Source organism: Futiania mangrovi, from assembly GCF_024158125.1.
Taxonomy (GTDB): Bacteria; Pseudomonadota; Alphaproteobacteria; order Futianiales; family Futianiaceae; genus Futiania; species Futiania mangrovi.
On sequence record NZ_JAMZFT010000003.1, the window covers coordinates 242,825 to 265,388 of the forward strand.

Here is a 22,564-nt window from a genome sequence, read left to right on the forward strand (position 1 = left end):
CGCGATGCTGAGCCTCGGCCCCCTCGCCTTCCTCTCGCCCTGGGTGCTGCTGGGCCTTGCCGCCCTGCCGGTGATCTGGTGGCTCGTGCGCATCACGCCGCCCGCCCCGCGCGAGGCGTGGTTCCCGGCCCTGCGTCTCTACCTCGGGCTTAAGGAGGAGGAGCGGTCGAGCGCGCGCACCCCCTGGTGGCTGCTGCTCCTGCGCCTCGTCATCGCCGCGCTGGTCATCCTGGGGCTCGCCGCGCCGGTCCTGAACCCCGTCGCCCGGCTGGGCGGCGAGGGGCCGCTCGTGGTGCTGATCGACGACGGCTGGACCGCCGCGCAGGATTGGGAAGCCCGCCGCGCCATGGCAGAGGCCCGCATCGCCGAGGCCGCGGAAACGGGCCGCACCGTCCACCTCCTCGGCACCGCCCCGCGCGAGACGCCGCTGCCCGCCGGTCCGCAAACCGTGGCGGAAGCGCGCGCCCGTCTCGCCGCGCTGGAGCCGCAACCGCTCCTGCCCGACCGTGCCGCCGCTGCCGCCCGCCTCACGGAGGTTCTGGAGGGCGGACCGCGCGCCGACATCGTCTGGCTCTCCGACGGCCTCGACCACGGCCAGGCCCGCGCGGCGGCAAGCGCGCTGTCGCAACTGGGCCGGGTGACACTGGTCGCGCCCGAACCGGGCGAGACCCCCCGCGCCCTCGCCCCCGGCGCGCCCGAGGAGGCGAGCGCGGCGGCGACACAGGTCCGCGCGGTGCGCGCGGGCGGCGGGGCGGAGACGCTGACCGTCCATGCCGTCGCCCAGTCCGGCCCCGACGCCACCCCCCGCATCGCGGCGAGCGCGCCTGCCGCCTTCGCCGACGGCGAGAGCGAGGCCGTGGCCGCCTTCGACCTGCCGCTGGCCTTGCGCAACGAGATCGTGCGGTTCGAGATCGCGGGCCTTGCCACCACGGGCGCGCGGCTTCTGATCGACGACCGCTGGCAGCGCCGCACCGTCGGCATCGTGTCGGGCCGGGCGATCGAGGCGGCCCAGCCGCTCCTCTCCGACCTCTATTATCTCGAAAAGGCGCTGGAGCCCGTCGCCCGGGTGATGCGCGGCGACCTCGACGCCCTGCTGGCCGCGACGTCCGCCCCCGACATGATCGTGCTCGCCGACGTGGGCCGCCTCGTGCCGTCGGAGGTCGAGGCGCTGGAAGACTGGATCGCCCGAGGCGGCGTGCTGGTGCGTTTCGCCGGTCCCCGCCTCGCTGCGGCGGAAGCCGGCCAGATCGCCGCCGGCAACGACGCGCTGCTGCCCGTGCGCCTGCGCGGCGGCGGCCGCGCGCTGGGCGGCGCGCTGACGTGGGAGCGCGCGCAGGAGCTTCAGCCCTTCGACGACACTTCCCCCTTCACCGGGCTCGAGGTTCCGGGCGACGTCAGCGTCTCCCGCCAGGTGCTGGCCGAGCCCGCGCCCGACCTGCCGCAGAAGACGTGGGCACGGCTCGCCGACGGAACGCCGCTGGTGACGGGAGAGGCGCGCGGCCAGGGCCATCTCGTCCTCGTCCATGTCACCGCCAACACGCAATGGTCGGCGCTGCCGCTTTCGGGCCTTTATCCCGCCATGCTCAAGCGCCTCGTCGACATCGCGCCCGGCGTGACCGCCGCGGCGTCAGGCCCCGCCACCTCCCCCGCCGCGTCGGGAACCGCCACGCCCGCGGCGGCGGAGGCGCGCCGCTTCCGCCTTGCCACCGCGCTCGACGAGCGCGGCGGGCTCTCGCCCGTGGATGGCGCGCCCGCCTCGGTCCCCGTCACCGCGTTCGCAGAGCCGCCGAGCCTCGCCGCACCGCCCGGCCTCTACGCGGCGGAAGGCGGCGGCGCCACCCGCGCCATGAACGCGCTCGCGCCCGGTGCGGCCCTCACGCCCCTGCCCTCCGTCATCGAGATCTACCAGCGCATACCCTATGCCACGGGCGCCGAGCGTGCGCTGGGGCCGTGGCTGCTGGCCGCCGCGCTCGCGCTCGCGCTCGTCGACACGCTCCTCGGCATGATCCTGCGCGGCCTGCACCCCGGCGCGCGCCGCCCCGTGCCGCGTGGCGCGGCGGTCCTCGCGCTCGCGGCGGCGCTTGGCGCGGGCGTGACATTCGCGCCCGTACCCCCCGCATCGGCACAGCAGGCGGACGACGCCACGGCGCTCGCCGCCGCCCTCGACGTGCGCCTCGCCTATGTCCGCACCGGCGATCCTGAGGTCGACGAACTGACCGAGGCCGGCCTCGCCGCGCTCACCCGCGTGCTGGCGGCCCGCACCTCGGTCGAGGGCGAAGACCCCGTCGCCGTCGACCCGGAAAGCGACCCCCTCGTCTTCTATCCGCTCATCTACTGGCCCGTGCTGCCGACCCAGGGCCCCTTGAGCGACGCGGCGCTGAAGCGCCTCGACGACTACATGCGCACGGGCGGCATGGTTCTGTTCGACACGCGCGACGCGCAGATCGCACCGATCTACAGCCTCGGGCAGGGCGCGACCCCGGCGACGCAGGCGCTGCGCCAGCTTCTGGGCGGGCTCGACCTGCCGCCGCTGGAGCCGGTACCCGACGACCACGTGCTGACCAAGGCCTTCTACCTGCTGCAGGAGTTTCCGGGACGCTACACCGGCAGCCAGGTCTGGGTCGCCGCGCAGGAGAACCGAACGGAACTTGAGGACGCGGGAAGCACCGGCGCCACCAACGACGGCGTCTCGCCCATCGTGATCGGCAGCCACGACTGGGCGGCGGCCTGGGCGACCGACCGCAGCGGGCGGCCGCTCGCGGGCGTCGTGCCGGGCGGCGAGCGCCAGCGGGAGCTTGCCTACCGCTTCGGCGTCAACCTCGTGATGTACGCGCTCACCGGCAACTACAAGGCCGACCAGGTCCATGTACCGGCGCTTCTGGAACGGCTGGGGCAATAGATGACGACGGGCCTTGCCTTCGATCCCCTCCTGCCGTGGCCCGTGCTGTGGGCCGCGTGCGCCGCGGCGCTGCTGCTGGCGGGCTGGCTGATCGCGCGGCGCGCGCGCGGCGGATGGGCGCGGGCGGGCCTGCTCGCGGTGCTGATCGCGCTTCTGTCCGGGCCGCTGCTGGTGCGCGAAACGCGCGAGAGCCTCGACGACATCGCGGTCCTTCTCGTCGACCGCACGGCGAGCCAGGGGCTGGGCGACCGCACGGCCCAGACCGATGCCGCCGCGGCGGGCCTTGCCGACCGTCTCTCCGCGCTGGGCGCGCTGGAGGTGCGCACGGTCGAGGTGACGGGCGCGCGCGAGGACGGCACGCACCTCTTCTCCGCGCTCGATACCGCCCTTGCCGACACCGACCGCGCGCGCGTCGCGGGCGCGATCCTCGTGACCGACGGCGCGGTCCACGACGTGCCGGACGTACCCGGCGCTCTCGGCTTCCCCGTGCACGCCCTCGTCACCGGCGAGGAGGGGGAGCGCGACCGCGCCCTCACCCTCGTCACCGCGCCCGGCTTCGGCATCGTGGGGGAGCCGCTCGCCCTCACCGTCCGCGTGGAGGACCACGGAACCGCCTCGCGCGGGATCACGCGCGTGACGATCCGCGTCGACGGCGAGATCCGCGCCGAGCAGCCGGTCCGCATCGGCACCGAGACGACCGTCTTCGCCCCCATCGACCACGCGGGGCCGACCGCGGTCGAGCTTTCGGTGCCGGAGATCGAGGGCGAGATCACCGCCGTCAACAACCGCGCCGCCCTCGTCGTGAACGGCGTGCGCGACCGGCTGCGGGTCCTGCTGGTGTCGGGTGAGCCCTATCTGGGCGAGCGCGTGTGGCGCAACCTCCTGAAGGCCGACCCCTCGGTCGACCTCGTGCATTTCACCATTCTCCGCCCGCCGGAGAAGCAGGACGGCACGCCGATCCGGGAGCTGTCGCTGATCGCCTTCCCGACGCGCGAGCTGTTCTCGACCAAGCTGCACGAGTTCGACCTGATCATCTTCGACCGCTACCGGCGGCGCGGCGTGCTGCCCATGCTCTACCTCGACAACATTGCCGGGTACGTCGAGCGCGGCGGGGCGCTGCTGATCGCCACGGGGCCCGCCTATGCGGGGCCGAGCAGCCTGCACCGCACGCCGGTGGCCGCGATCCTGCCCAGCGCGCCGACTGGGCGCGAGATGCAGGGCGGCTTCCGCCCGCAGGTGACGGAGACCGGCCGCCGCCATCCCGTGACCCAGCCGCTGAGCCCGCCCGTGGGGGCCGAGCCTGCATGGGGCCGCTGGTTCCGCCTGATCGAGGCCGACGCGCTCGCGGGCGAGGTGCTCATGTCGGCCGCGCCCGAGGGTGCGGGCGAACGGCCGCTCCTCATCCTCGACCGCGTGGGCGAGGGGCGCGTCGCGCAGCTTCTCTCCGACCAGGCGTGGCTCTGGGCGCGCGGCTACGAGGGCGGCGGCCCGCAGGCCGAGCTTCTGCGCCGTCTCTCGCACTGGCTGATGCAGGAGCCTGACCTCGAGGAGGAGCGTATCTCCGCCGCCCGCGCGGGCGACACCATCGCCATCGAGCGGCACACCATGGCCGACACCGCGCCGCCCGCCGAGGTCACGCTGCCCTCGGGCGAGGTCGCGGAGGTTCCGCTGACGCAGGACCCGACCGCCCCCGGCACCTGGCGCGGCAGCCTTCCCATCGAGGCGTTCGGCCTCTACCGCTTCGCCAGCGGCGAGGCGCGCACCGTGCTCGCCGTGGCCACGCTCAACCCGAAGGAGTTCGCCTCCCCCATCTCCACGCTGGAAACGCTCGCCCCCGTCGCGCAGGCGACCGGCGGCGGGCTGCAACGCGCGAACGAAGGCGTGCCCGCGCTGCGCCGCGTGGCCGAGGGACGCGCGCCGTCCGGCTCGGCCGGTCCGGCGGGCTGGTTCGGCCTCGTGGAGCGCGGCCGCTACCGCGTCACCGACGTGCGCGAGACGCCGCTTCTGCCGCCGTCGCTCGCCATGGCGCTGGCCATCGCGCTCGCCATGGTCTGCTGGCGGGTCGAAGGGCGTTAGTCGGCCGCCTCTTCCAAACGGACAGGCGCGGTTTCGGCCCGTGCCGCACCGTTTTCGAGGTGGCGGACCTGCTCGACCAGCCGCTGCGTCACCAGTCGGATCAGGTAATAGGCGAACTTCGGATTCTGGTAATAGAGCGCTTGCACCTGCGCCTCGGTGACATAAGCGAGGCGCACGTTCGTCCGGCACCGGATCGTCGCCGTGCGGCGCCTGTCCTGCGCGAACAGGCTGACCTCGCCGATCAGCGTGCCCGGCCCCACGGTCTGGCCGACCTCCACGACCTCCGCCTCGCCGTCCAGGATGAAGTACATCCGGTCGGCGATCTCGCCCTTGCGCATCAGCACCTCGCCCGCCGCGCGCCGTTCCTCCTTGGCGAAGGGCAGCAGCCACTCGAAGGAAATCTCCTCCGTCGCCGCCCGCTTCACCGCGCGCGTCATGCGGTAGATCTGCGCCAGCCGCATCGCGTTGAGCGGCAGCAGCACACCATGCAGCACCAGGATCGGCATGAGACCGGCTGCGAAGCCATAGACGATGAACGCCACATTGCTCCCGATGGCGATCAGGCGCAGCGGGATCATGGTCTTCATGCAGAAGGTCAGAAACACCAGACCGGACGCAACATAGCCCACGAACTCGGGCCAGGGCATCTGCTCCGTCATGCCGCGCGCCTCGTCCCGTTCACGCACCCGGGCGGGCACGTTCGACTGTATGCTATCCGCTCCGCCGCCAGCGGCCAACCGCGGCGCGCACCCCATGCCTGTCATCCCCGGGCTTGTCCCGGGGATCCATGAGCATCGACGATTTCGAGACATCTCGAACCTCGCCACCGCCTCGCCACCTCCCCCTCACCCGGTCCGGGCTCGCGCCCTTGCCATCCTCTCCCCCTCGCGGAGGGGGAGAGGGAAGAGCGAACGTCAGTGAGCGAGGGTGAGGGGGTGTTGCACGGCCTTTCATCTGCTCATCGCCGCCCCGGGCATGGGTCCCCGGCACGGAGGCCGGGGACAGCACAATTGCAAGACCGTCATCCCCGGAGCCCGTTTCTCAAGCCCGGTCTCACGCCGCGTCGGACACACCCTTCGCGGACGCACCGGCGGGCTTCGAGGTGGAAAGCGGCTTGCCGATCATGCCGGCGACGCCGTCCATCGCGCCCTCGGCCAGTGCCAGCGCAAGCAGCCGCGAATGATCCACGGGCCCCGGCATGTCGAGCCCCTTTCCCGCCGCCCGGCTGAAGCCGACGCGCGCATAATAGGGCTCGTCGCCGACCAGCATGACCCGCTCATGCCCCATCTCGCGCGCGAGGTCGAGCGTGTGACGCATCAGCGCCCGCCCGATGCCCGTGCCCTGAAGCCGCGGCAGCACGGCGAGCGGGCCGAGCATCAGCGCCGGCCATTTGCCACCGATCAGCACCGGCCAGTAGCGAATCGTGCCCTGCACCTCGCCATTGTCGATCCATAGCCAGGACAGCCCCTCGACCGGCTCCACCCCCTCGCGCAGGCGGTAGGCGGTCTTGGCATAGCGGCCCGGCCCGAAGCACAGGTCGAGCAGATCTTCGACAGCGCCGGCGTGTTCCGGCAGTTCGGGACTCATGTGAGACATGGGGTTCGTGTCCGTGTCGGCATCGGCGGTCACACTGCCGCAACAGGCGGCCGCATCAGGGGATCGTCGCGAAGGACCGGCACGGGCGCGGACGCGCGCAGGTGACGGCGTCAGGCGGCGGAGCGTGCGCTCCGGCCTGTGGGTCGTCGTCGCGATGTCACCGGGCACACGGACATGACACTTCCTCGACAGGGCAACCCTGCCCCTTGGACTTTGCTGCATATCACGCTCTTGCCAGCGCGTCCATTCGCGCCATGGTACTCGTCGGACAAAAACCAACACCGGGGGAAGCAAGCTCCATGTTCTACGAGACGTCTCAACCGCACGGCCTGGCGCGCAATCCGTTCAAGGCGTGCGTCGTGCCGCGCCCGATCGGCTGGATTTCGACGGTCGACGGCGCCGGCCGCGTCAACCTCGCGCCCTACAGCTTCTTCAACGCGGTCGCCGACCAGCCGCCGATGGTGATGTTCACCTCCAACAGCAAGAAGGAGGTCCACGGCCCGTCCAAGGACACCGCGCGCAACGCGGTCGAGACGGGAGAGTTCGTCTTCAACATCGCCACCTGGGATCTGCGGATGGAGATGAACCAGTCCTCCGCCCCCTACGACTACGGCGTGAGCGAGCCGTCGGAAACCGGTCTTGCGCTCGCTCCATCCCGCCTGGTGAAGCCGCCGCGCATCGCCGCCTCGCCCGTGCATTTCGAATGCCGGACCTGGAAGACGGTCGAACTGCCCTGTACCTCGGAAGGGCATGAGAACCTCATGGTCATCGGCGAGGTGATCGGCATCCACATCGACGACGCGGTCATCAAGGACGGGCTCGTCGACGTGCCCAGCATCCGTCCGATCGCGCGCCTCGGCTACATGGACTATGCCGTGATCGACGAGGTGTTCTCGATCCAGCGTCCGAAGGGCGGCGGCAACGGCGCCTGATTCCCACCGCGAAAACGAAACGCCCGCCGCGGAACGTATCCGTGGCGGGCGCTTTCGGTCTGCCGGCCGTGCGCGCCGGCAGAGAAGCCCGGGCTCGGGTCAGCTCGTCCAGCGCGTCAGCATCTGCTTCAGCTCGTCGCGGGTGAACGGCTTGGTCATGAAGTCGTCCATGCCCGCCTCGAAGCACTCGTCGCGGTTCTCTTTCTGGAAATGGGCGGTCAGCGCCACGATCGTCGTGTGCCGCTCCGGGCCCTGCTCGCGCTCGCGCCTGCGGATTTCGCGCGTCGCCTGCAGCCCGTCCATGTTGGGCATCGCGCAATCCATGTAGATGATGTCGTAGGTGTTCGACTGCCAGCGGTCGAGTGCCATCAGGCCGTCGTCGGCCAGGTCGACGTTGCAGCCGAGCGCCAGGAGATTTTCCTGCGCCACGATCTGGTTGACCGGATTGTCCTCTACCAGAAGGACACGCACGCCAGAGAGTTCGCCGTTTTGCTGACTTTCCATTGCGATCGCCACCAAGAGTTCCCCGCCAGTTCAGGCCGCCCGCTGGCGCGCCCCGTTTCGCCAACCTCGGCAATGAAATTAGAATTGGACGTTTAACGCCGGGTTAAACGGCCCCGGCGCGCGCGAGATTGCTGGACGGGGCACCTCGGGCGGGCTTATCTCGAAGGCACCGGACAAGGGCCGAAGCGCCCGGCAAGCAAAGGGAGACGGAACGGGATGCGCGTGATCGAGAGCATGGAGGAGCTGGACAGCCTCGTGGGCAGGGAACTGGGCGTGTCCGACTGGGTGACCATCGACCAGGACAGGATCAACGCCTTCGCCGACGCGACGGGCGACCACCAGTGGATCCACGTGGATCCGGTGCGTGCGCGCGAGGAGTTGCCGACCGGGGCGACCATCGCGCACGGCTATCTCACGCTCTCGCTGTTGCCGCTGCTGATGGGTCAGGTAGTCAAGCACGGCTATGCGCGCATGGGCATCAACTACGGCTCCAACAAGGTGCGCTTCACCTCCATGGTGCCGGTCGACAGCCGCGTGCGCGCCCGCGTCACGCTGAAGGGGATCGAGGCGCGCGGTCCCGCCCGCCAGCTTACCCAGGAGGTGACGGTCGAGATCGAGGGCGGCGACCGCCCCGCGCTGGTGGCGGAGGTTCTGACGCTCGTCTATCCCTGACCCCTGACAGGACGGGACCGGCACCCTATGTCCCCTGGTATCGGAACGCACGCGCTTCGAGGAGCATGACCACATGACCGACACGACCGACGCCAAGGTCTCCCGCACGGATGCGGAGTGGCGCCAGCTGCTGACGCCCGATCAGTACCGCATCACCCGCGAGGCGGGCACCGAGCGCGCCTTTACCGGTCCCTACTGGGACAGCAAGGAGAAGGGCACCTACGCCTGCGTCTGCTGCGGCGCGCCGCTCTTCTCGTCCGAGACGAAGTTCGACTCCGGCACCGGCTGGCCGAGCTTCTATGACAAGGTTTCCCCCGGCGCGATCGCCGAAAAGGAAGACCGCAAGCTCTTCATGCGCCGGACGGAGGTGCTGTGCGCGCGCTGCGACGCGCACCTGGGCCATGTCTTTCCCGACGGACCCGCGCCGACGGGCCTGCGCTATTGCATCAACGGGCACGCGCTCAAGCTGGAGCCCGCGGGGGAGTGACACGCACGCCGACGCTCACGGACGATCTCGACACCTCGCCCCATGACGAGGTGATCGACGTCCGCAGCCCCTCCGAATACGCCGAGGACCATATTCCCGGCGCGATTTCCCTGCCCGTGCTCGACGATGCGGAGCGGGCGCGCGTCGGCACGATCTACAAGCAGGAAAGCCCCTTTGCCGCGCGCAAGCTGGGTGCCGCCCTCATCTCCCGCAACATCGCGGCGCATATCGACGCCCATTTCGCGGAGAAGGACGGCGGCTACCGCCCCCTCGTCTATTGCTGGCGCGGCGGGCAGCGGTCGGGTTCCATGGCCACGATCCTCGCCGCCATCGGCTGGCGCGTGTGCGTGCTCGACGGCGGCTACCGCCGCTACCGCCGCCATGTGACCGAACGGCTCTACGAGGACCGCCCCGGCTGGCGCTTCCGGGTGATCGGCGGGCTGACCGGCACCGCCAAGACGCGCCTGCTGCACGCGCTTGCCGAGGCGGGAGAGCCCGTGCTCGATCTCGAAGGCCTGGCCAACCACAAGGGTTCGCTGCTCGGCCGTCACCCGACCGCACCGCAGCCCGCGCAGAAGATGTTCGAGAGCGGCATCCTCGCCGCCCTCGACGCGGTCGAACCCGGCCGCACGATCTGGGTGGAATCGGAATCGAGCAAGGTCGGCAACCTGACCGTGCCGCCTGCCGTCTGGGCCGCTATGCAGGCCGCCCCGGTAGTGGAGATCGCCGCCCCCCTCCCCGCCCGCGTCGCCCATATCCTCGACGACTATGCCTATTTCCTGGAGATGCCCGAGCGCGTGGCGGAGACGCTGGCGCCCCTCGCCGCGATGCACGGTCACGAGACGCTCGACCGCTGGCGCGCGCTCATTGCCACGCGGCAATGGCCCACCCTGGTCGAGGCGCTGCTGGTCGAGCACTACGACCCCGCCTACCGCCGCTCGCTGCGGCGCGAGGGGCGGACCTTCGCGGGCCGCATCGACGTTCCCGACCTTTCTCCCGCGACCCTTGCGGCGCTTGCCGCCCGGCTGAGGGACAGCGTGCGGGAGCCCGCCTGACCGCCCTCAGCCCAGCACGATGCGCGGGCTGCCGACGCGCGCTGCCACGACCCGCCCGATGATCGCCGCACCGGCGGCGCCCGCCGCCTCCAGCGCCGCCATCGCCTCGCCCGCCCGGTCCTCGGGCACCGCCGCCAGCAAGCCGCCCGCGGTCTGCGGATCGAACAGCAGGTCGTAGCGTGCGGATGCCTGCAGCGCCTCGTCCGCGCCGATGCCGCGCGCGATCCGCTTGTTCTCCGGCAACAGGGTGCTGCGCACGCCCGCCCCGGCCAGCGTTTCGGCACCGGGCAGCAGGGGCACCGCCTCCACCTCCACGTCGGCCGCCACGCCGCCCGCGTGCAGCATCTCGCTCAAATGCCCGGCCAACCCGAAGCCCGTCACGTCGGTCAGCGCGTGCACCCCGTTCTTCAGAAGCGCGCGCGCGGCCTCTGCATTGCTCTGCCGCATCGCCGCGATGGCGGCCGACAGCCAGCGCCCCTTCGCCTTTCCGGCCATGTTGGCGGCCAGGATCACGCCCGTCCCGATAGGCTTCGTCACGATCAGCGCGTCGCCGGGCCGTGCCCCTGCCTTGCCCATCACCCGGTCGCGCGGGGCAAGGCCCGTGACCGCGAAGCCGATGGCCATTTCGGCCCCTTCCGCCGTGTGCCCGCCCGCGATGGCCGCGCCCGCGCGCTTCGCCGCCGCCGCCACTCCCGCCATGATCTCGGCCAGCGTCGTCTCCTGCTTCTCCGGCGTCATCGGCGGCAGCGTGACCATGGGAAAGATTGCCTGCGGCGCGGCGCCCATCGCCCAAACGTCGCTCATGGCGTGCAGCGCGCCGATCTCGCCCAACAAATAGGGATCGTCGAGGAAGGCGCGGAAATGGTCGACCGTCTGCACCTGGACGCAGCCCTCGGGCACGGTCAGCACCGCGGCGTCGTCCCCGATGCCGGCCAGCACGTCGGTGCGCGGCACGGGCCTCAAGGCCCCCAGCGTCCGGCTCAGCACCCGCGCGCCGACCTTCGCCCCGCAGCCGCCGCAGCGCATCCCCTCGCCCAGCGCCTCCGCAACGCCGGCAGCCGCGCCTTTCAGGTCCGGCGCTTCCGCCTCCATCTCCGGCAACTCGTTGAAGCGGCGCATGAATTTCCGGTCGATGTAATCCTTGAGCGTCCACGCCCAGCTTCCTGCGAAGACCAGCGGCCCCTTGGCGCCCACCGCGTATGTGTCGCCGGTGGAGATCAGCGTCAGGAAGGACGTCTGCGGCTTGAAGGGCTTCGGCGTCTCTCCGCGCAGCACGCGTGCCAGGTTGTCGGCGAGCGGCGGTCCCTGCCGCACGGCGAAGACGCCTGCCTTCTCGCGCGGATGTTCCAGCACGTGCGCCACGTCGCCCGCCGCGAACACATTGGGATAGTTTGTGGACTGCAAGGTTGCCTGCACGGTCACGAAGCCGCGCTTGTCGACGTCGAGGCCCGTATCCTCCAGCCAGGGCGCGGGGCCGGCCTGCGTCGTCCACAGCACCTCGTCGAGGTCGAACTGCGCGCCGTTCTCGGCGATCAGCGCGCCGTCCTCGGCCCGCACGACGCGGCAGCCGCGAAAGACCTCGATGCGGCGTTCCTTCAGCTTCGCCTTCAGCCTCTCGCGCACGCCGTCCGGGTGTGTCGGCAGCAGCGTCTTGGCCCCCTGGATCAGCTGAAAGCTCAACGCATCGGCGTCGAGCCCGCGCTTTGCCCGCTCCCTCCGCAGCCGGTAGGCCATGGCGAGGATCAGCTCGACCCCGCCCGCGCCTCCGCCCACGACGCCGATCTTCAGCGGCTCCCCCGTGGTTCCCGCGCGCTTGAGGATGCGTTGCCAGCGCTGCACGAAGCCCGCGATGGGTTTGACCGGCGTCGTGTGTTCCGCCGCCCCCGGCACGCCCTGGAAGGAGGGTGCCGAGCCCAGGTTCAGCGACACGAGGTCGTAGGCGATGGAGGGCCGGTCCTTCAGGTGCACCAGCCGCCGTTCGGGGTCGAGGCCCGTCGCCTCCGCCTCCACGAAGCGCGCGCCCGCGAAGGCCGACAGCGGAACGAGGTCGATGTGGCACTCGTCGTGGGTGTAGTGCCCGGCGACATAGCCCGGCAGCATCCCCGAATAGGGCGTCATGGCGTCGCGGTTGATCAGCGTGATGCGCACGCCCGGCATCGGCTTCATGGCGAGGCGGCGCAGCACACCGACATGCGCATGCCCCCCGCCCACGAGCACGAGGTCCCTCACGATCGGCGCTTGGCTTTGCATGGCGGCTCCGGCCAACAGGTCTGCAACGGGTTTCAACGAACGCCCCCCGGCGGCCCGCACTCTAGTCCCCGCGCGCCGATTTGCCAGCCCCCATGTCCCGCGCCTCTCTCCCGTCATCCCCCTTTCTCCCGTCATCCCCGGGCTTGTCCCGGGCATCCATGAACAACCACGCCCGCATCTGACGCGACACCGCAGGCAACCGTCTCTCTCGACCCGCCAACGCCCCGCGCATGGATCCCCGGCACAAGCCCGGGGACGACACATCGGAAGGATCGCCATCCCCCCGCGATTTGACGCGCGCCCCGCCCGGTCATATCTGGAGACCCGCACAACGAGCCGTCCCGGCAGCAGAGGTTTCCCCCATGTCCACCGCCCCCCGTCCCGACGCGACCGCCGCCGACGCATACGCCTGGCTGCGCGACCCGAACTGGCAGGCGGTGATGCGCGACCCCGCCGTCCTGCAAGCCGACATCCGCGCCTTTCTCGACGCCGAGAACGCCCGCGTCGACGCCGCCCTGGCCGACACTGCGGACCTTCAGGAGGCGCTCTTCGAGGAACTGAAGGCCCGGATAAAGGAAGACGACAGCTCCGTCCCCGCCCGCGACGGCGCCTTCTACTACTACCGGCGGTTCGAGGCGGGCCGCGACTACGCCCTCCACTGCCGCACACGCGGGCTCGACGGGCCGGAGGAGATCCTGCTCGACGAGAACGCGCTGGCCGAGGGGCGCGCCTTCTGCCGCGTCATCGCCGTGGAGCATTCGCCCGACCATCGCCTCTTCGCCTATGCGGTCGATTTCACGGGCGGGGAGTTCTACGAGCTTCACGTGATCGAGACGGCGACCGGCAAGCTGCTGACCGACGTGATCGAGCATGCGTCGGGCTCCTTCGCCTGGGACGCGGCGGGCGAGGTGCTGTTCTGGACCGAGCTTGACGACAACCATCGCCCTTGCCGCGTCTGGGCGCACCGGCTCGGCATGGAGGAGAACCGCCTCGTCTACGAGGAGACCGATCCCGGCTTCTTCCTGGGCGTGGGCCGCACGGATTCGGGCCGCTTCGTCGTGATCGACGCCCACGACCACGAGACGAGCGAGGTCCGCCTCATCCCCGCCGACCGGCCGGACGCGAGCCCCGTCCTCGTCGCGCCGCGCGTCGCGGGCCACCGCTACGCGGTCGAGCATCACGGCGACCGCCTGCTGATCCTCACGAACGCGGACGGGGCTGAGGATTTCAAGATCGCCGAGGCGCCCGTCGACCGGCCGCAGCAGGCGCATTGGGGCGATCTCGTCCCGCACGAGGAAGGCCGCCTGATCCAGCGCCACATGGTCTTTGCGAACCACCTCGTCCGGCTGGAGATGGTGGACGCCCTGCCGCGCGCCGTGGTGCGCGACCTGCGCGACGGGCGCGAGCACGTTATCGCGTTCGACGAGGACGCCTACGACCTCATGCTCGTCCCCTCGCTCGAGTTCGGCACGGACGAGCTGCGCTTCGCCTATTCCTCCATGACGACGCCCCTGTCGGTCTTCGACTACGACATGGACGCGCGCACCCGCGTGCGACGCAAGGTGCAGGAGATCCCGTCGGGCCACGACTCGGCGGCCTATGTCACGCGGCGCATCCACGCCCGCGCACCCGACGGGGAGGAAGTGCCCGTCTCCCTTCTCTACCGCAAGGACACGCCGCTCGACGGCACCGCGCCCTGCCTGCTCTATGGCTACGGCTCCTACGGCAATTCGATGGAGGCGGCGTTCAACGCCAACCGCCTCTCCCTCGTCGACCGCGGTTTCGTCTACGCCATCGCGCACATCCGCGGCGGCAAGGAAAAGGGCTACCGCTGGTACCGCGAGGGGAAACTTCTCAACAAGAAGAACACCTTCACCGACTTCATCGCGGCGGGCGAGGCGCTGGCCGAACAGGGCATCACCGCGCGCGGGCGCATCGTGGCGCACGGCGGCTCGGCGGGCGGGATGCTGATGGGCGCGGTCGCCAACATGGCGCCGGACCTCTTCCTCGGCATCGTGGCGGACGTGCCCTTCGTCGACGTGCTCAACACCATGTCGGACCCGTCCCTGCCGCTCACCCCGCCGGAGTGGCCGGAGTGGGGCAACCCCATCGAGGATGCGGCCGCGCGCGCCTACATCGCCTCCTACAGCCCCTATGAGAACGTGACCGCGCAGGACTATCCGCACATCCTCGCGACCGCCGGTCTCACCGACCCGCGCGTGACCTATTGGGAGCCCGCGAAATGGGTCGCCCGCCTGAGGGAGCGGAGGACCGGCGACCGTCTCCTTCTGCTCAGGACCAACATGGAGGCGGGCCACGCCGGCAAGTCGGGCCGCTTCGAATATCTCCGCGAGGTCGCGCTGAAATACGCCTTCGTCCTGAAGGTTGCCGGCAAGGCGTAAGGCTCAGGGCTTGCGCCGCTTCGCGCCCCGGTGCGCGGCGGCGTTCGCCGGGTCTTCCGGCCAGTCGTGCTTGGGGTAGCGTCCGCGCATGTCCTTGCGCACATCCGCCCATGAGCCTGCCCAGAACGCCGGCAGGTCGCGCGTGACCTGGATCGGCCGTCCGGCGGGCGAGGTCAGCGCCAGCACCAGCGGGATGCGCGCCCGCCCCACCGCCGGATGGCGGTCGAGGCCGTAAAGCTCCTGCACGCGCACCTCCGCCGTCGGTCCCGCCTCCGCCGCGTAGTCGATGCGCGCCCGCCCGCCCGCGGGCGTCTCCAGGAACGCCGGCGCTTCCGCCTCCAGCCGCTGCCCCTGCGTCCAGTCGAGGCAGGCCTTCAGCGCCTGCGCAAACGCGCCCGCCGTCAGATCTCCCGGCCGCCGCAGCCGCGCAAGCTCCGCCCCCAGCCAGTCCTCGAGCGTGGCGAGCAGCCCGTCGTCCGACAGATCCGGCCAGTCCCCGGCCGTGCCTGCGCGCAGGAACATCACCCGGTCGCGCCAGCTTCGCGTCTCCGCGGTCCAGGGCAGCGCATCGGCGCCCGCGTCCCTGATTGCCTCGGCCAGCGCATGCGCCACCGCCTCCGGGGCTGGCTTGGCGAGCGGCGCCTCGCCCAGCCGCAGCGCACCGTAGCGCGTGACCCGCGCGGTTCTCAGCCGCCCCTCGCGCGCGCCCCACGCGACCTCGTCCACCGTCTCGATCCGGTCGGGGAAGAGCCGCGCGATGTCCTGGGCGCCAAGCGGGGCCGCGAGCCGGATCCGCGCCGCTTCCGCCCTCCCCGTCACGTCCGCGACCGCCAGCGCGCCCTCCCGCGCCAGCGCGTCCGTTTCCTCGACCCGCGCGCCCCGCCCGTTGGCGAGCAGGAATTCCCCCGCCCGCCCGGGTCGCGCTAGCGCCACCCGGTCGGAATAGGCGCGCGCCAGGTGCCAGCCCGCGCGGGTCACATCCATGCGCCCTTCGGAGCGTCCGCCCGCTGCCTTCGCCCAACGATCCGCTTGCGTTCTTGCGCCTTGCGCGTGGGTTCCGCGGTCCCGCAGCACCGCTTCTATCCGGTGCCGCAGGTCGGTGTCGCGCCCGCCGAGGCCCGGCTCGCTCAGGATCGCGGCGATCAGCGCGGCAAGCCCCGCCTCCCCCTCGCCCGCCGCCGCATGGACCATGTGCGCAAGCCTCGGATGCAGCGGCAGGCTGGCGAGCGCGCGCCCCTCCGCCGTCAGCCGCCCATCCGCGTTGACTGCGCCCAGGCGTTCCAGCAGCGCCCGCGCTTCCGCAACCGCGGCCTCGGGCGGTGCGTCCCGCCAGCGCAAGGCCTCCGGATCGCTCACCCCCCAGCGCGCAAGGTCGAGCATCAGTGGAGCCAGATCCGCTTCGAGGATTTCCGGCCGTGTCTCCGCGACCAACGCGCGCGTCTGCGCAGCGTCCCACAGGCGGTAGCACACGCCCGGCTCCGTCCGGCCCGCCCGCCCCCGGCGCTGATCCGCCGACGCCCGGCTCACCCGCACGGTTTCGAGGCGCGTGAGGCCCGTCGCGGGCTCGTAGCGCGGCACGCGCGAAAGCCCGCTGTCCACGACCACGCGCACCCCCTCTATGGTCAGGCTCGTCTCGGCGACCGCGGTCGCCAGCACCACCTTGCGCCGGCCCTCTGGCGCGGGCCGGATCGCGGCGTCCTGCGCGCGCGCATCCTGCGTGCCCATGAGCGTCGCAAGGTCCACGTCCCCGGGCAGGCCCCGCTCCGCCAGCGCCCGCGCGGTGCGCGCGATCTCCGCCTGTCCGGGCAGGAAGGCGAGCACGCTGCCCCGTTCCGTCGAGAGCGCCTTGCACACCGCGTCCGCGACCTGCATCTCGATACGCGCTGCGGGATCGCGCCCCAGATAGCGCGTCTCGACCGGATAGGCCCGCCCCTCCGCCTCAATCAGGGCCGCGTCCTCCAGCAGATCCGCCACCGCTGCACCGTCGACCGTCGCCGACATGGCGATCACGCGCACCTCCGGGCAGAGTCCCGCGCGCGCGTCGAGCGTCAGCGCGAGCGCGAGGTCGCCGTCCAGCGTGCGCTCATGGATCTCGTCGAAGATCACCGCCGCCACGCCGTCGAGCGCGGGGTCGTCCTGGACCATCCGGAGATAGACACCCTCCGTCACCACCTCGATGCGCGTGCGCGGACCGACCTTCGCGTCCATGCGCACGCGGTAGCCGACGGTCTGGCCCACCTCCTCGCCCCGCTCGGCGGCCATGCGCCGGGCGGCGGCGCGCGCGGCCACGCGCCGCGGTTCGAGCATCAGGATGCGGCTCTCCCCCGCCCACCTCGCGCCCAGCAGCGCCGGCGGTACCCGCGTCGTCTTGCCGGCCCCCGGAGGCGCGACCAGCACCGCCGCGGTGCGCGCGTCGAGCGCGGCCAGCAGTTCGGGAAGGACGTCGTCTACGGGAAGATGGCGGCTCATGGGGCGCCGAATGTGGCGAAGCGCCGCGCCGGGCGCAAGCCATACCCCCGCGTCAGGCGGCCTTGTCCTGCGGGATCCAGCGCTCCAGCGTCTCGCGCAGGCGCGCCAGGCTGAAGGGCTTGGAGATATAGTCGTCCATGCCGGCATCGCGGCACTTCTGGCGCTCTTCCTCGCCGTCGTGCGCGGTCATGGCGATGATCTTCGCACCCTTCGCGCCGTTCAGCGCGGCGCGGATCTCGCGGGCCGCCGTCAGCCCGTCCATTTCGGGCATCTCCATGTCCATCAGGATCACGTCATAGCGCTCGCGCGCCACCGCCTGAACCGCCTCGCGGCCGTTCTCGACGATGTCCGCGTCGATGCCCAGGATGGCAAGGCTTTCCAGCGCCACGACCTGGTTGACGGGGTTGTCCTCGGCCACCAGAACGCGCATCCCGCCGAGGCCAGCGGCGGCTCCCGCCGACGTGCCGTCGCGCCCGTCTGCAGTCTCCAGTGCCGCGGCCAGCGCCCCTGCCTCGGCAAATCGCGCGGTGAACCAGAAGCGCGACCCCTCACCCTCGCGGCTTTCCACCCCGATGTCGCCCCCCATCATCTCGACCAGCTGGCGCGAGATGGTGAGCCCGAGGCCCGTTCCCCCGAACTTCCGCGTCGTGGATTGCTCGGCCTGGGTGAAGGCCTCGAAGATACGGCCCAGCGCGTCCTCGCTCATGCCGATGCCGGTGTCACGCACGCTGAAGACGACCCCGAACGGATCGTCGGCATCCTGCGAAACCGCCACGTGCACGCCCCCCTCGCCCGTGAACTTGAGGGCGTTGGAGATGAGGTTCGTCAGCACCTGGCGCAGGCGGACGGTGTCGCCGCTCACGTGCTGCGGCACCTCGTCGGTCATGTCGAGCGTGAGTTCCAGCCCCTTGCTGCGTGCGGTTTCCCCGAACAGGTCGATGACGTCGGTCACCGCCTCGTGCAGGTCGAAGTCGGTAGCCTCCAGCTCCATCTTGCCGGCCTCGATCTTCGACAGGTCGAGGATGTCGTTGATGATCTCCAGCAGGCCGCGCCCGGACCGCAGGATGATGTCCACGAACCGCTTCTGGCGTGCGTTCAGCCGGGATTCGCGCAGCAGCTCCGCCATGCCCAGGACACCGTTCATCGGCGTGCGGATCTCGTGGCTCATGGTGGCGAGGAACTGCGCCTTGACCTTCGCCGCCTCGAGCGCCGCGTCGCGCGCCTCCGTCAGCTCCAGATTGGCTGCCTCGAGTTCCGCCTCGCGCTGGGCCAGGGCGGCGGTGCGCTCTTCCACGCGCTGCTCCAGCTCCTCGTTGGCCTTGCGCAGTTCGGCCTCCGCCGCGTCGCGGGCTGCCTCCGCCTCCATGCGGGCGGAAACCTCGGTGCCCGTGCCCCGGTAGCCCTGGAACGTGCCTGCCTCGTCGTACACGGGCTTGCCCGAGACCGAGAACCAGAGCCGCTGCCCGTCCGGGCGCTTGTAGCAATAGACGAAGTTCTTGAACGGCCGCCGGTTGTCCAGGTCGTCGAGATGCGCCTTGAACTCCGGGCAGTCCGTGTCCTTCAGCAGGAAGTCGATGCGGGAACGTCCGATCAGCGAGCTGGGCTCGATCCCCGTCAGCTCCGTGATCTTGTGCGTCATGTAGGTCAGCCGGTGCTGGGGGTCGCTCGCCCAGATCCAGTCGGACGCGGTCGCCAGGTAGTCGGCGTGCAGATCCTCGATCTCGCGGTTCTTGCGCGCGACCATCTCGCGCCCCGCCGACGCGCTCACGAAGTTGGAGAAGATCCCGCGCATCGCGAAGACCAGCACGATCAGGAACATCGCGCCCATCAGGCTCGTGACCATGAGCAGCGGGGAACCGCTCGTCATCATCCGCAACAGCACCGGCGCGACCGCCGGCACCGTGAAACCGAGGGCAGCCAGCGGCAGGGTGAACAGACCGTACATGCCGCCCGCAGCGATCCCGCACGCCACGACGCACAGGAACAGCAGCTCGATCTCGTTTCCGTAGCCGGCCAGCATGAACATCCAGACGCCCCAGAGGACGCCGGTCACCGTCATGTAGACCTGCGCCTTCAGGCGGGAGCGCGCGTTGCGCACGCGCGCCTCCGGCGTCGGACGTTGCGCAGGCTTCGGCCGCCGCTGGAACAGCGTCACCAGGCGGGAGAACGACAACCCCCCGATCAGGCCCGGCAGCACGAAGACCATCCAGGCGGGGGCCGCGCTCGAGAAGACGCCGATCACCGCGATCATGTTGATGATTCCGGCGAGCGTCAGATAGGGCGAATTCTCCCGGAATGCCCGAATCTGCGCGTGCTCGACCGCATCCCGCTCCGGCGAACCTGCCGGTGCAATATCCGCCAGCGCATTGCCGCAGAGCCTGGTCTCGATCCACTGGGACAGCTTGCGCGCCACCTCATCCCTCGTTCAATCTGGGTCCGGGGTAACGACCCTAGGTTGCCAAGGTTAAGGTTCGATTGCGCTTTTGATGCGCGCACGACAACCACAAGATGAATTTTCGGAAGGGGCGAGGCATGGGACAGGCGGTTTATCGCGGCTACGACCGGGAGGTGCTGGACAGGGAATACAATCTGCGCGCGAAGGCTGGCGACAGGCTGCCCGGATACTTCGGGGACTACGCGACCCGCTCCATCCTCGTGCGCGCCGGCCGTCCGCACCGCCTCAATCTGTCCTACGGGCCGGGCGGGGCGAACACGCTCGACGTCTTTCCGCCTGACGGAACGGGCCCCGCGCCCATCCACGTGTTCATCCACGGCGGCTACTGGAAATCGCTCGACGCCAAGGACTTCTCCTTTGTCGCGGGCGCGTTCGCGCCGAAGGGCGTCCTGACCGTCGTGGTCGACTACACGCTCGTGCCCCACGCAACGATCGCCGAGCAGGCGGAGGAGTGCCGCTGGGCGCTCGAGTGGGTCTGGCGGAACGCGCGGGAGATCGGCGGCGACCCCGGCCGCATCCATCTGAGCGGCCATTCGGCGGGCGCGCACCTCGTTTCCATGCTGCTCGCGACCGACTGGGCGGCGCGCGGCCTGCCGGCGGACCTCGTCCGCTCGGCCATGGGCATCAGCGGCGTCTATGACCTGGAGCCGATCCGCCACGCCTTCGTCAACGACGACCTGCGCCTGACGGCGGGCGATGCGGAGGCGTTGAGCGCGCCCGGTCTCGCGCCCTGTGTCGCCTGCCCCTTCCACATCTCCGTCGGCGCGGAGGAAGGGGCCGAGATGCTGCGCCAGTCCGCCGACCTTGCGAAGGCGTGGCAGGGACGCGGCCCAGACATCCGCAGCGAAGTGCTGGACGGCCACGACCATTTCTCCATCGTGCTGGAGCTTTCGACGCCCGAGGGCAGGCTCGCCCGCACGGCCCATGCGCTGATGGGCCTCGGCGGCTGACCGGAATGGACGCCATCGCGCTTCAGATCGGCCTTATCGGCATCCTGGGCATCGGGGCGCAGTGGATCGCCTGGCGCTGGCAGATACCCGCCATCGTCCTGCTGATGGCGGCAGGCCTGGTGGCTGGCCCGGTCACCGGCCTCGTGAGCCCGGAGGCCGTGTTCGGCGATCTGCTGCGTCCGCTGATCGGTCTCGCGGTCGCGATCATCCTGTTCGAGGGCGGCCTCACGCTCAATTTCGCCGAGATCCGCGAGACCACGCGGGCGGTGCGCCGCATCGTCATCCTCGGTGCGCCGCTGAGCTGGGGCCTGCTGTTCCTCGCCGCCCATTACGTCGCGGGTCTGTCCGCGCCGGCAGCGGCGGTCTTCTCCGGCATCATGGTGGTGACTGGCCCGACCGTCATCATGCCGCTTCTACGGCAGGCGAAGTTGCCTGCGCGCCCGGCGTCCTTCCTAAGGTGGGAGGCGATTCTCGTCGATCCCGTGGGCGCGCTGTTCGCCGTCTTCGCCTACGAGACCGTGCTGCTGCTCAACGCCGGGCATGGCAGCGCGGAGGCGCTGCTCGCCCGCGGCGCGCTGGCGCTGGCGGTGGCGTTCGCGGTCGGCATCGGGCTCGGCCGCCTGCTGATCTGGGCGTTCATCCGCGGCCACGTGCCGGAATATCTGAAGGCCGCCGTCCTCTTGATCGCCGTGCTCGTGGCGTTCGAGGCGACGAACCATGTGCTGGAGGAAGCGGGTCTGCTGACCGTCACCGTCATGGGCGTGGTGATCGGCAACAGCAACATCGCCTCCTTCAACGAGATCCGCCGCTTCAAGGAGATCATGACGGTCCTGCTCGTCTCGGGCATCTTCGTGATCCTGACCGCGACCGTGACGCTCGACGACATGGCGCGGATCGGCCTGCCCGACCTCGCCTTCCTCGCGCTGCTGCTGTTCGTCGTGCGCCCGCTGGCGGTGCTGCTCAGCACGGTCGGCACGACGCTGACCTTCCGCGAACGGCTTCTGTGCGGCTGGATCGCGCCGCGCGGCGTGGTCGCCGTCGCCGTCTCCGGCCTGTTCGCCGCGACGATGACGGACCTGGGGGTCGATGACGCGGCGCGGCTCGTCCCCCTCGCCTTCCTCGTCGTCTTTGCGACCGTGATCCTGCACGGCTTCACCATCCAGCCGCTTGCCCGCCTGCTCGGCCTCGCCAAGAAGGAGCCCGACGGCGTGATGATCGTCGGCAATTCGGCCTGGGCGACCGCGCTCGCCCGGCGCATCAAGGAGATGGAGATCCCCGTGATGATCGCGGACGCCAACTGGAACCGTCTGCGCGAGGCGCGCGAGGCTGGCATCCCCACCTATTACGGCGAGATCCTTGCGGAGGCGGCCGAGCACAAGATCGACTTCGGCCGCTATGGCGCGCTGATCGCGGCGACCGACAACGACGCCTACAACAGCCTCGTCTGCACCGACTTCGGACCGGAGATCGGGCGTGGCAACGTCTTCCAGATCGGCCGCGCCCGCCGCGGCGAGGACGATCGCAACGCCCTGCCTGCGACCATCGGCGGCCAGCCCCTGTTCGAGGGTGGCGCAGGCTTCAGCGACCTGCGCCTGCGCATGGGCGAGGGCTGGGACTTCTCGCGCACGAAGCTGACCGGGGAATATGGCATCGAGGATTTCCTCGCCGCCCGCGGCGAGGATGCGGCGATCCTCCTGCTGCTGAAGGTTTCGGGCAAGGTGGTGATCGGCGCGAAGGCCGCCACCGCTCAGGCCGAGGCCGGCGACATCCTCCTCAGCTTCGGCCCGAAGCCGGCGGAACAGCCGGAAAGCTGACCC

Annotated in this window: 15 protein-coding genes; 9 read left to right on the forward strand and 6 right to left on the reverse strand. The window is 70.8% G+C overall.

The features are described from left to right. Positions 1 to 4: 4 nt before the first annotated feature. Together NJQ99_RS13910 and NJQ99_RS13915 are read left to right on the forward strand one after the other, a co-directional pair. On the forward strand, positions 5 to 2,899 hold the full coding sequence (locus NJQ99_RS13910; RefSeq protein WP_269333474.1) for a DUF4159 domain-containing protein: 2,895 nt from the start codon (positions 5 to 7) through the stop codon (positions 2,897 to 2,899). After that, positions 2,900 to 4,975 (forward strand): hypothetical protein, encoded by a 2,076-nt coding sequence (locus tag NJQ99_RS13915; protein ID WP_269333475.1) that lies wholly within the window; start codon positions 2,900 to 2,902, stop codon positions 4,973 to 4,975. It abuts the gene before it with no gap. On the opposite strand, the gene NJQ99_RS13920 is transcribed toward NJQ99_RS13915, so the two are convergent. Both NJQ99_RS13920 and NJQ99_RS13925 read right to left on the reverse strand, forming a co-directional pair. After that, positions 4,972 to 5,634, reverse strand: a complete 663-nt coding sequence (locus NJQ99_RS13920; RefSeq protein ID WP_269333476.1) for a Crp/Fnr family transcriptional regulator — start codon at positions 5,632 to 5,634, stop codon at positions 4,972 to 4,974. The genes NJQ99_RS13915 and NJQ99_RS13920 overlap by 4 nt on opposite strands. A gap of 394 nt (positions 5,635 to 6,028) precedes the next feature. Next, entirely contained in the window at positions 6,029 to 6,571 is a 543-nt protein-coding gene (locus tag NJQ99_RS13925) for a GNAT family N-acetyltransferase (RefSeq protein ID WP_269333477.1), read from the reverse strand. Between the two features lie 299 nt (positions 6,572 to 6,870). On the opposite strand from NJQ99_RS13925, the gene NJQ99_RS13930 reads away from it, so the two are divergent. Then, on the forward strand, positions 6,871 to 7,503 hold the full coding sequence (locus tag NJQ99_RS13930; protein ID WP_269333478.1) for a flavin reductase family protein: 633 nt from the start codon (positions 6,871 to 6,873) through the stop codon (positions 7,501 to 7,503). Between the two features lie 99 nt (positions 7,504 to 7,602). Here NJQ99_RS13930 and NJQ99_RS13935 read toward each other — a convergent pair whose 3' ends face one another. After that, positions 7,603 to 8,007, reverse strand: a complete 405-nt coding sequence (locus NJQ99_RS13935; RefSeq protein WP_269333479.1) for a response regulator — start codon at positions 8,005 to 8,007, stop codon at positions 7,603 to 7,605. Between the two features lie 216 nt (positions 8,008 to 8,223). On the opposite strand from NJQ99_RS13935, the gene NJQ99_RS13940 reads away from it, so the two are divergent. From NJQ99_RS13940 to mnmH, 3 genes are all read left to right on the forward strand, one after another. Then, a complete protein-coding gene (locus NJQ99_RS13940; RefSeq protein ID WP_269333480.1) occupies positions 8,224 to 8,679 on the forward strand; it encodes a MaoC family dehydratase in 456 nt (151 codons plus the stop codon). 73 nt (positions 8,680 to 8,752) lie between these two features. Then, the gene (gene msrB / locus NJQ99_RS13945) at positions 8,753 to 9,166 is read left to right on the forward strand and encodes a peptide-methionine (R)-S-oxide reductase MsrB (RefSeq protein WP_269333481.1); all 414 of its coding nucleotides are present in this window, start codon (positions 8,753 to 8,755) and stop codon (positions 9,164 to 9,166) included. Next, positions 9,163 to 10,221: a tRNA 2-selenouridine(34) synthase MnmH gene (gene mnmH / locus NJQ99_RS13950; protein ID WP_269333482.1), complete on the forward strand. Its 1,059-nt coding sequence runs from the start codon at positions 9,163 to 9,165 to the stop codon at positions 10,219 to 10,221. Before msrB ends, mnmH begins: the two co-directional genes overlap by 4 nt. Before the next feature lie 6 nt (positions 10,222 to 10,227). On the opposite strand, the gene selD is transcribed toward mnmH, so the two are convergent. Further along, entirely contained in the window at positions 10,228 to 12,471 is a 2,244-nt protein-coding gene (gene selD, locus NJQ99_RS13955) for a selenide, water dikinase SelD (protein WP_269333483.1), read from the reverse strand. Positions 12,472 to 12,833: 362 nt separating this feature from the next. On the opposite strand from selD, the gene NJQ99_RS13960 reads away from it, so the two are divergent. Beyond that, positions 12,834 to 14,873, forward strand: coding sequence for a S9 family peptidase (locus NJQ99_RS13960; RefSeq protein ID WP_269333484.1), 2,040 nt, complete (start codon positions 12,834 to 12,836; stop codon positions 14,871 to 14,873). A 3-nt stretch (positions 14,874 to 14,876) separates the two neighbouring features. On the opposite strand, the gene hrpB is transcribed toward NJQ99_RS13960, so the two are convergent. Beyond that, complete coding sequence (gene hrpB / locus NJQ99_RS13965) at positions 14,877 to 17,342, reverse strand: ATP-dependent helicase HrpB (RefSeq protein ID WP_269333485.1); 2,466 nt, start codon at positions 17,340 to 17,342, stop codon at positions 14,877 to 14,879. A 52-nt stretch (positions 17,343 to 17,394) separates the two neighbouring features. After that, positions 17,395 to 19,755: an ATP-binding protein gene (locus NJQ99_RS13970; RefSeq protein ID WP_269333486.1), complete on the reverse strand. Its 2,361-nt coding sequence runs from the start codon at positions 19,753 to 19,755 to the stop codon at positions 17,395 to 17,397. Positions 19,756 to 19,874: 119 nt separating this feature from the next. On the opposite strand from NJQ99_RS13970, the gene NJQ99_RS13975 reads away from it, so the two are divergent. Both NJQ99_RS13975 and NJQ99_RS13980 read left to right on the forward strand, forming a co-directional pair. After that, complete coding sequence (locus NJQ99_RS13975; protein WP_269333487.1) at positions 19,875 to 20,747, forward strand: alpha/beta hydrolase; 873 nt, start codon at positions 19,875 to 19,877, stop codon at positions 20,745 to 20,747. A gap of 5 nt (positions 20,748 to 20,752) precedes the next feature. After that, positions 20,753 to 22,561 (forward strand): cation:proton antiporter, encoded by a 1,809-nt coding sequence (locus NJQ99_RS13980; protein ID WP_269333488.1) that lies wholly within the window; start codon positions 20,753 to 20,755, stop codon positions 22,559 to 22,561. The last annotated feature ends 3 nt before the right edge of the window (positions 22,562 to 22,564 follow it).